Here is a 7,597-nt window from a genome sequence, read left to right on the forward strand (position 1 = left end):
CCTGCGCCAGACCCGCAGCCAGGTGACGCTGCTGGAGGAAGGCCGGGTGGCGGCCCAGGGCGAAATTTCCATCAACCATCCCCTGGTGCACAACGGCATCGCCATCTACCAGACCGCCTTCGACCGCGACGCCTACGGCTTCTGGTACGCCGGCTTCCAGTTCTCCCGCGATCCCGGCAAGCCCCTGGTCTGGGCAGGCTGCATCACCCTGATGCTCGGCCTGCTCCTCGCCTTCCTGGTCCCCTACCGCGTGGCGGGCCTGACGCGCCGCGACGGCGTCTGGCACCTGGCGGCGATTCGCGGCTTCTCCGGCGAAGCGGGGGATGCCCTGTTCGCGCAACTGGTGGAAAAAGTGGCGGGGAACGGGTAAAGTCAAAGGCAAGGGGACACGGATTTCCAGGATAAACGCAGATTTAAGATCCCAATCCGCCTTGATCCCGCCTTTTCAGATGGGATCTGCGTCCCATGGGTTTTTGGGGCAGGCAAAAAATGGGAAAGACAGGCCAGAGTCAAAGGCAATTGGACACGGATTTACAGGATAAGGGCGGATTTTAGATCCTGATCCGCCTTGATCCCGCCTTTTCAGATGTGATCTGCGTCCCATGGGTTTTTGGGGCAGGCAAAAAATGGGAAAGACAGGCCAGAGCCAAAGGCAATTGGACACGGATTTACAGGATAGGGGCGGATTTTAGATCCCAATCCGCCTTGATCCCGCCTTTTCAGATGTGATCTGCGTCCCATGGGTTTTTGGGGCAGGCAAAAAATGGGAAAGACAGGCCAGAGTCAAAGGCAATTGGACAAGGATTTACAGGATAAGGGCGGATTTTAGATCCCAATCCGCCTTGATCCCGCCTGATCAGATTTGATCCGTGTCCCATGATTTTATGCGTCCCAGGATTTTACAGGATTTTAGGTTTGCCAGAAGGAGCCCGTCCATGAATCGACGTCCACGCCCCGGTCAACCCCGCGCCGTGCCACGCAAATCCCAGGAAGAAATCGACGCCCTGGTGCGCCGCATGCGCGGCGAGGAAGAGAGCCGCGAGACCTACCGCGAGAAATCCCTGAAGCTGCACGGCTGGATCTGCGCCAAGTGCGGGCGCGAATTCGAGCGCGACACCCTGCATCTGCTCACCGTCCACCACAAGGACGGCAACCATCACAACAACCCGCCCAACGGCAGCAACTGGGAAAACCTCTGCACCTACTGCCACGACGACGAGCACAGCCGCAGCCTGCTCGGCGACTACCTCAGCGGCAAGAAGTAGCGCCCTTCAACCTTATTCGTCGATCTTCACCAACTCGTACGTCCTTGTCCCCAGGCCGATCTTCTCGGCGTGTTCCAGGGTGATTTCCCAGTCGATCTCGGGGTGCACGCCGCGAAATTTGTCGCCGCCCGGCGCGTGCCCGCTGCGCAGGGCGGTGCCGGGCAGCCCCGGCGCAGCGTTGACCAGATCGGCGCAGGCCTGGTCGATGGCCACGGGGTCGGTGGATGCGAGAATCCCTAGATCGGCGACGATGGGCGCGTCCGTGTGCCCGTAGCAGTCACACTGGGGGCTGATTTGGGTGACGAAGTTGATGAAGAGCGAGCGCCCTTGCTTGCCGTGCAGCGCGCCCTTGGCGTATTCGGCCATCTTCTTCATGACCTTGGGCGCCTCTTCGTTCCACTGGATCTTGATCGCCTCCTCCTCGCACACCGCGATGCAGCGCCCGCAGCCGACGCAGAGCGCGGGATCGATGCGCGCCTTGCCTTCGATGAAGGAAATGGCGCCGTGGGCGCAGGATTTGAAGCAATCGGCGCAGGCGGTGCAGAATTGCTCGGCGACCTTGGGGGCGACGTTGGAGTGCTGCTCGAGCTTGCCGGCGCGGCTCGAACAACCCATGCCGAGGTTCTTGAGGGCGCCGCCGAAGCCGGTGAGCTCGTGGCACTTGAAGTGGGAGAGGGCGATGAGGCTGTCGGCTTCGAGGATGTCCAAGCCGATGTCGACGCTTTGCAGCAACTCGCCGTCCACCGGGACGCGCCGCGCCGACTGGCCGCGCAGCCCATCGCACATGATGAGGGGCGCCCCGGCCACGGCGTAGGCGAAGCCGTTCTCGATGCCGCAGCTCAGGGCCGAGACGGCTTCCTTGCGGTGGCCTGGGTAGAGAGTGCAGGAATCGGTGAGAAAGGGCTTGGCGCCCTGCTGCTTGAGGACTTCGACAATGCGCCTTACGAAGGTGGGGCGGATGTAGGCATGGCCGCCCCGTTCGCCGAAGTGCAGCTTGACGGCGGCGAGATCGCTTCGGGCAACCAGTGTTTCAATCCCGGCCGAGCGAGCGAGCTGTTCGAGTTTGTCATGGAGATTGCGGCGATGGCCGGCGCGGAGATCGGCGAAAAAGACCTGGGCGGGCATAAGGGCTTCTCCTTGCGAATATTTGCGGGAACATAGCTGTCGGGGCGCACCTTGGATGGTACAATGATTGAACCTAGCACAAGGCCGGGGGGCAAGCAATCAAGCAAACGGAAACATCGTTTGACTTATGTGGGCCCTGACGCAATAATGAGGCTTTGGTGTCCCATGGTTGATGGTTAAACGGGGTTTCGTCGATTTCCGGGGGCGCGTCGAGCGCCGTCGAAGACACGGAGGTATGCCGTGGAGCCTGCCCAGACTTACAGCTTCCTGCAACGGGCGCGGGTGCGGGGGCTGATCAAGAAAACCATCCTGCTGCTGCTCGTGGGCGCGCTGCTCTACACCACGGTGGCCATGGTCTACGCCACCAAGACCATCTACAAGGTGCGGCGCAACTACGCGGTGATCCTCGAGGCCCTGGGCGGCGAGCGCAAGGTGGTCGAGGAGGTCGGCTGGCACGCGCGCCTGCCCCTGTTCACCCGCATCGAGCTGGAAGTGCCGCTCATGAACCAGCAGCTCTTCCTCGGCGGCCAGCAGGAGCCGCAGCGCATCATGTCCCTGGGCAACGTGGCCCTGTGGACCAGCGCCATGCTGACCTACCGCATCACCGACCTGGAGCGCTGGGGCATCGAGAACCGCAATCCGTTGGTGCTGTTGCAGGCGGATTTCGACGGCATCGTCAAGGATGTCATGCAGAGCAAGTCGGTGGATGCCTTGGTTTCCGAGCGCGAGGAGATCAAGGACATCATCTTCGAGGCCCTCAAGAATCGCCCGATCAACGTGGGCGGCCCCAACCTGGAGAGCAAATACGGCATCGAGGTGGTGTCCTTCGTGCTGCGCGACACGCGCTTCGGCGACCGCCTCGCCGAGGCGAGCGAGGAGAAGAAGCGCCGCGAGCTCATCGCCGAGGCGGAAAACTACGCCGCGTCCCTGGAAGCAAGCCGCACCCGTACCCTCTATGCGGCCTACAGCGATTCCATCCGCGAATTCCGCGAGGCCCTGGGTCTGGGCGTGGCCGCCGATCCCTATCTGTTCGAGTTTCTCAACCAGCAGAAATGGGCCACGGCCTACGAAAAAAATCCCCAGGGCCAGAACACCTTTGTGCTGAACAATAGCGCCGGCACGCCGCCCGTGGTGCTGCCGGCGCCGCCCTTCGGCCCGCCCCCGACGCGCAGAGAGGCAGTAGAGGATGGCCAAGCCCCGCAAAACCCGCAGCCCGGTGTACGTCCGACTCTCCGAGAGGCGGATCAGGCAGATTGAGGCGCTGGTCGAGGGCTGGGGCTTCGAGACCCGGCTGTTCGTCCTGCGTCGGCTGCGCCAGTATTATCCCTCGCGCGGCCCCATCGATCTGCTGCGCGCCTGGCTGCGCCGCACTCTCAAGCCCGGCGAGCGCGGTTTCCAGAACCTGCGCGATCCCGAGTTGCTGAGCGATTTGCGCCATCGCTTCGAGCTGTCCGGCTCCGGCGACGCGGCGGCGGCCTGGAACCGCATCCTCTCCCGCGAACTCGACTGGCACGATTACCACTACCTCAAGTACCTGCTGGAAAAGCAGACCTCGGACATCTTCGTTCCGCCCGCCTTTCTCGACACCTTCAACAAGATCTACCGCGCCCACATCCTCAAGGAGTACACCGAGGATCCCAAGGTGCCGCGCGCGCCCTTGGTGCTGGTGATCGGCTCCTCGGGCAGCGGCAAGAGCGCCACGGTCAAGCAGGCGGTGGAGGAGGCGATTTTTTCCTCGGAAGTGCGGCCCAAGGTCGATCTGGTGGCGAAGAAGGAAGAGGTCATGGCCGAGCAGCCCTTCTGGCGCAGCCTGATGGATGTGGATCCCGATCTGGCGGCGCGCATCGAGCGGCGGCGAAAGGTCGAGCAACTGCGGCTTTTGTCGCGCCTGCCCCTCATCAAGTACTTTTTTCGCGAGCGAATCAGCCAGGCTCTTTCGAGCCTGCACGAGGAAGGGGTGCTGGTGGATTACGCCATGGTCACGCCCAACGACTACCAGACCGCCTGGGCCGGCGAGCCGGGCAACTACCTGCGCAAGGCCATGGGCGACCCTCGCCGCACCTGCATCCGCCACCTGGAGGAGGCCCATTCGGCCTTCGGCCGCCCCGATCAGATGAGCACCGTCAAGGGTCAGCAGGCGACCCTGGTGGATGCCGCCAACATCATCATCGACGAGATCGTCTACGGGCGGCGCGACTGCCTGCTCATCGCCACCACCGACCAGCCCGAGCAGTTCGACCCGGCCATCTACCGGCGTATCGTCGAGCGCGGCCTGGTGATCGACGTCAACGAATTCTGGGATGAATCGGCCAACCTGCTTGAAGTGGTGCGCATGGAGCTGCGGCGCAAGAATTTCAGCTTCGGCGAGGCCGGCGGCGAGCGCTGCCTGAGCGAGGCGGTGCTGGAACGCACGGTGGCCAAGCTGCCGCCCATTTTCCGCGAGCGCAGCCTGCGCATCACGCCGGCCTACGTGCGCCGCCTCATCGACTCGATCATATCCCTCAAGGGGGATTTCCGCGCCGAATACCTCGACGATTCCCTGCTGGTGCGCGACGCCCTCAAGTCCGTGGCGCGCAACGTCTACGGCAATCTGTACAACAAGGTGGTGGGGCAGATGGACCGCGGCGTGCCCTGGAAGGACTACATCGGCGCCATCAAGAACGAGTTCTCCGAGATGGCCAACAACTGCCTGTACTACAACGTCAGCGAGGAAAAGGGGCTGGTGCTCACCGGCCCGCCCGGCTCGGGCAAGACCTTCATGGTGCGCGCCTGGCTCGGCGACAACCGCGACGTGCAGGATCTGGTGGTCAACCTCAACGACCTCACCGACCCCATCAATCCCCTGGAGGGCATGGTCGAGAACCTGGAGCGGGCCTACGACATCGCCAAGATGCTCTCGCCCGCCATGGTCTTCTTCGACGAGGGCGACGCCGTGGCGCCGCGCCGCTCGCCCCAGGGCGGCAGCCCCTACGACAAGGTGACCAACAAGTTTCTTTCCATCATCGACGGCGAGTCGCCCCTCAATCGCGTTTTCACCGTGCTCACCACCAACCGCCTGGACATCCTCGACCCGGCGCTGATCCGCTCCAAGCGCCTCAAGGTGCTCAACGTCACCGGGCACATGCGCGACGAGGATGCCCTGGGCATCATCCGCAAGGAACTGCGCGACATTCCCCAGGAGCCGAGTCTCGCCATGGACGAGGTGGTGCGGGTGGCGCGCGGCCTGTGTGAAACGCCCGCCGACTTCACCGCCTTTGCCGAGAAGGTGCGCAGCCTGCGCGCCACCGAGGTCGAGGTGCTGGGCAAGCTGATGCACGCCCTGGGCGATGCGCCCGAGGAACGCGCGCGCTTCGTGCGCTTCAATTTCAAGATCCTGCAGGGGTTGCTCGACGGCGCCGGCGCCGAACAGGCGCTCATGCACCGGGTGCGCCACAGCGAGGACGGTCTGCTGGAGAATCTCGACGAGGTCGCGGCCCACCTGCGCCTCATCAACGAGGCGGGGCTGTTCCCAATCACCCGCTGGCACCTGCAGGCCGCCCGCCAGCAGCTCGCCGCGAGCCCCACGCGCAAGGGCAAGCAGCAGCTCGACGAGTTCCTCGAAACCGAGCTCTCGCGCGAACCCCAGGTCGGCTTCGTGGTTGGCGTGGGGGCCAACGACACCAGCGGCGTGCTGCTGCCCATCGCTTCAAGCCTGGTGTATCGGGTCTTTCCGGAAAAGATCGTGGTGACGGGCGCGGTGAGCACTTCGGCGCCGGGCGGCGCTGAGCTGGAAATGGCGGTGCAGATGACCCACCAGAGCGCCCGCGAGGCCCTGACCCTGGTGGAAAACTATCTACAATCCCTGTGTCCGGAAATCAACGTCGCGCGGCTGCTCGGCGAATACCTCGACGGCTACAGCCTGCACCATCAGCTGCTCTCGGCCTCCTACAGCGTGGGCGGGCCCTCGGCGGGCTTCGCCCTGGCCATCAACACCCTCTCCACCCTGCTGTTCGTGCCGGTGCTCAACGATTTCGGCATCACCGGCGCGCCCTGGATCAAGGGCGCCCAGCAGGGCGAGGTGGGCGCCTCGGTGATCATCGGCGGCCATCGCAAGAAGGCCGAGAAGGTCTTGCAATACCTGCCGCGCATGTTCATGCCCATGCAGAACTACAAGGATCTCGAACCCGAACTGCTGGAAGCCTACCGCATCGAGGGGCGCGACATCCGCGGCGTGCGCAGTTTTTCGGCCTTGGTGCCCGAGGTGTTCCATTTCGGCGAGGGCGACTACCGCGAGCTGAGCGATTTTCTCAAGCAGCGCCTTGACCTTGATCTGCGCGAGGGGCAGGGCGAACTGGTGTCGGCCTGGCGAACGAAGATCGAGCTGCGCGAGGCCGCTCTGCGGCGCGGCGCGGAAGCCTTTTTGCGCAAGCGCGTGGAGACCATCCGCCGCTATGTGGAAAACGGCGCAAGCCGTAATCTGGTGAGCCTGGAGAGTATTTTCCGCGAGGAGGAAACGCCGGAGGACCAGTTGCGCGAAGTGACCCACTAAACAAAAAAACGCCCGCCGTGCGAGGGCGCGGCGGGCGGTGTGGGCGTTGATCGGGCGGGTGAGCTCAGCCGCCGGTGGAGCTGGCGAGGTCGAGGGTCGCGGGCTGTTGCTGGAGCGCGCCGAGGGCGGCCAGCTGATCCTGGTGCCCTTCGAATTCAAGGCCCAGGTGGACGACGCCGCTTTGCTCGTCGCGGCGAATGCGCCGCACCGTGGCCCGGGTTTCGCGATCCTCGCCCCAGAAGGGCTTGAGGAAGCGCACCTGCACGGTGGTGCCGGGAGTAAAGGACACGGCGCAGTCGAGGGACAGGCCGCGGCTGCTCAGGTCGGTGGTCATGCCCGGAAAGGACAGCTCGTCGCTGCCGGGGCAGAGTTCGACCACCGAGCGCACCGCGCGGCGCTGGGCCTGGCGGCGGTCGACATTACGCGGCACCAGGGTGTTGCGGGTGTTCTTGGCCTCGTAGAGGCGCTGGTCGGCTTTTTCGAGCAATTCCCGCGCGCCGGCGCCGTCCTCGGGGAAGAAGGCCAGGCCGCCGCTGATCGTCAGCCCGCCGCCGTCCATCTGGTCCTGGCCGGGGAAAGCCAGGGCCTCGATGCCGGCGCGAATGCGTTCACAGATGCTGAGCGCCTGCTGCCGGTCGACGCGGAACAGCAGCAGGGCGAATTCCTCGCCGCCGTAGCG

General features: G+C 64.3%; 6 protein-coding genes. 4 read left to right on the forward strand and 2 right to left on the reverse strand.

The window, feature by feature from the left end:
- Both QAT43_RS13155 and QAT43_RS13160 read left to right on the forward strand, forming a co-directional pair.
- Window positions 1-370: cytochrome c biogenesis protein ResB (locus tag QAT43_RS13155; RefSeq protein ID WP_305043542.1), on the forward strand; the 370-nt coding region annotated here is incomplete at its 5' end.
- Window positions 371-935: 565 nt separating this feature from the next.
- On the forward strand, window positions 936-1,265 hold the full coding sequence (locus QAT43_RS13160) for a YajD family HNH nuclease (protein ID WP_305043543.1): 330 nt from the start codon (window positions 936-938) through the stop codon (window positions 1,263-1,265).
- Between the two features lie 12 nt (window positions 1,266-1,277).
- Here QAT43_RS13160 and QAT43_RS13165 read toward each other — a convergent pair whose 3' ends face one another.
- Window positions 1,278-2,390, reverse strand: a complete 1,113-nt coding sequence (locus QAT43_RS13165; protein WP_305043544.1) for a DUF362 domain-containing protein — start codon at window positions 2,388-2,390, stop codon at window positions 1,278-1,280.
- Between the two features lie 240 nt (window positions 2,391-2,630).
- Between QAT43_RS13165 and QAT43_RS13170 the strand changes: the two genes are divergently transcribed.
- Together QAT43_RS13170 and QAT43_RS13175 are read left to right on the forward strand one after the other, a co-directional pair.
- Complete coding sequence (locus QAT43_RS13170) at window positions 2,631-3,647, forward strand: SPFH domain-containing protein (protein WP_305043545.1); 1,017 nt, start codon at window positions 2,631-2,633, stop codon at window positions 3,645-3,647.
- Complete coding sequence (locus QAT43_RS13175) at window positions 3,577-6,918, forward strand: AAA family ATPase (protein ID WP_305043546.1); 3,342 nt, start codon at window positions 3,577-3,579, stop codon at window positions 6,916-6,918. The genes QAT43_RS13170 and QAT43_RS13175 overlap by 71 nt, the downstream gene beginning before the upstream one ends.
- Before the next feature lie 64 nt (window positions 6,919-6,982).
- Here the strand turns inward: QAT43_RS13175 and QAT43_RS13180 are convergent.
- Window positions 6,983-7,597, reverse strand: a 615-nt coding sequence (locus QAT43_RS13180) for a diguanylate cyclase domain-containing protein (RefSeq protein ID WP_305043547.1), incomplete at its 5' end; no start/stop codon positions are given.

The organism is Geoalkalibacter sp. (assembly GCF_030604225.1).
Lineage (GTDB): Bacteria > Desulfobacterota > Desulfuromonadia > Desulfuromonadales > Geoalkalibacteraceae > Geoalkalibacter.

Excerpts from the sequence above, each read along its gene's own strand:
- QAT43_RS13160 (WP_305043543.1), top strand. The coding sequence starts at position 936 with ATGAATCGACGTCCACGCCCCGGTCAACCCCGCGCCGTGCCACGCAAA.
- QAT43_RS13165 (WP_305043544.1), bottom strand. The coding sequence starts at position 2,390 with ATGCCCGCCCAGGTCTTTTTCGCCGATCTCCGCGCCGGCCATCGCCGC.
- QAT43_RS13175 (WP_305043546.1), top strand. The coding sequence starts at position 3,577 with ATGGCCAAGCCCCGCAAAACCCGCAGCCCGGTGTACGTCCGACTCTCC.